The organism is Bartonella sp. TT110JLCBS (assembly GCF_042193405.1).
Lineage (GTDB): Bacteria > Pseudomonadota > Alphaproteobacteria > Rhizobiales > Rhizobiaceae > Bartonella.
Window position 1 is genome coordinate 1 of sequence record NZ_JBHILT010000076.1, and the last position, 2,077, is coordinate 2,077.

Below are 2,077 nucleotides of genomic sequence, written 5' to 3' on the forward strand. Positions count from 1 at the left end.
ATAGTTAAAGACAAAACAACGCTGACCGGAGGCATCATTGCCAGCACCGCGCCGGCAGATAAAAACAGCCTGACCACAGGAAGCATTAGCACCAGTGATATCAGCAACAGTGCCCATGCTAAAGCCAGCAGCCATGGGTTTAGCCTTTCTGGGAATGACACGATAAAAAACATTGCCAAGAATGTTTTAAATCACGGCAAAGCCAAGGATGGAGCAGAAGGAGAAACCAAATCTGCTATCAGCGATGGGACTATCATCCTTACTGATACAACTGGACAGAGGGCGATGGGGCAAGATGCTGGACAAATCATTGGCTCTCTCAACCGCAACACCGCAGCAGCACACCAAGCAGTAGGACAGCTAGATGTCGCACCGCTTGAGGGAGCAGTGCATAATCGCCTAGATATGATCAATGATTTATCGGATGAAGGATTGGGATACTGGGACAAAGTGCGCGAAGTCGCAAATGTCAAAGAGCATCCAGTAGGTGAGATTGCGCATGATGAAAATGGCAATGTCCTCTATTTAACCGATGAAAATGGAGAGTATATAAAAGGCAGTGATGGAAAACCAATAATTCTGTATCGCTATTTAAAACCAGAGGAAGAAAAGCATTTACAAGCTGGTTCTGATGGCAACAGGCGTATGTTCTATAATGGTATTTTTAACACACCAGATGAGGCTGCCTATCGTGCTGTCCAATTAGCTGATAATGCGCATGAACCCCTTTATTTTACATACCACCCACAAGCTAAAGACAGGCTCGTAGAGTATGGGGTAGCAATTTATGAGTATTTTGGGGGATGGAGTAATTCGGCCAAGAAATTCCAAGATTTTACCTCTCGTTATGGTAATGACAAGGCTATTGTTAGTGCGCATAGTCGTGGTAGCTTAACAGTAGGCAATGGACTGCGTGACTTTGAAAAGCGCGGCATTCACGGTATAGCAGAAAAAACAGATATCTATCTTTTTGGACCAGCGGATCATGCTCGATCTATAGCGAATGCATTATATGTCGTAAGCGATGGCAAAAATGATCATGTTTACTTACAAAGCCATGCATCTGACCCCATTAGCACGTTGTTTGGTTACAATGCACCTACTTTTTATAAAGTACCTTTAAATCTAGATGTTTCACTTTTGGAGAAAGGTATAAAAAATCCTTTATATATGACGCTGTTTGTAGGAACCAGTTTATTGACTACAGCAACCTCTCCATTGATAGAGGGAGGGAGGGCGTTAGGCGGGTATGATCCTAGTCCCCATAATTGTTATGGTGATGCAAGTAAAGCGTGTATAACTAATTATGGAATACCGCCTACTAAACAAATTAATTCAACTTATTCAATTTTAGAGCATTTATGGAAGAAAAAATGAGACAAATTTTGAAATTATTGAGTGGTATAGTCCTATTAAGTGTAGCTGGATGTGACATTGAAAACATTGATAAGCCTCCTCCAGAGTATGTGAGTATGTGGGAGAAGGTAGGTGCAGATTCTACTGAAGTAGGAAAAGCCTTGTTAGAATGCGGAATGCCAAGCATTTTTGATATTGATTCAGAAAACAGAAAGCTTAGTATTAATGAGGATGCAACAATTTATGCTTGCATGGTTCAATCAGGATTCCATTATAAAGGGAGAGGAAACTGGTGTTATACATTTAGAGAAGAAAACCTTCCCATTTGTCAGCCTGGTGCTGTCATTCCGAAGAGAAGTGTCGAAAAGCGCTTAAACAGCCCGTTTTGTAAAAGAAGTCCAGTACAACCTGAATGCAAGCCTTAAGTGATGATCAACAATCCGCCATCCTTGCCTTCGCTTGGAATGGTGGGATTGTTTTCTCAACTAATCATCTCAATATTGTTCACCGTTGTTTTAAGCAGCGGTGACAGAAAATATCAACAGACTTATGAGCTCTGTTTTATTGTAAATAAATCCATTGAAAGAGGGGAATAATGAAGAAAATCTTAAAACTGTTGAGTTGTATAGCTCTGTTAAGTATCACTGGATGTGTTAACTCAATTCCCTCACTTTCTCCAGCATTATGGAGAAATAAAATACTTTTAGAATGTGGAGTACCG

At 40.9% G+C, this 2,077-nt stretch carries 1 protein-coding gene and 1 pseudogene; both read left to right on the top strand.

The genetic code is table 11. The features are described from left to right. Positions 1-1,377: pseudogene (locus ACFILW_RS09470) on the top strand (filamentous hemagglutinin); the annotation flags it as partial. Continuing rightward, on the top strand, positions 1,374-1,781 hold the full coding sequence (locus ACFILW_RS09475; RefSeq protein ID WP_041581383.1) for a hypothetical protein: 408 nt from the start codon (positions 1,374-1,376) through the stop codon (positions 1,779-1,781). The pseudogene ACFILW_RS09470 and the gene ACFILW_RS09475, both read left to right, overlap by 4 nt. The last annotated feature ends 296 nt before the right edge of the window (positions 1,782-2,077 follow it).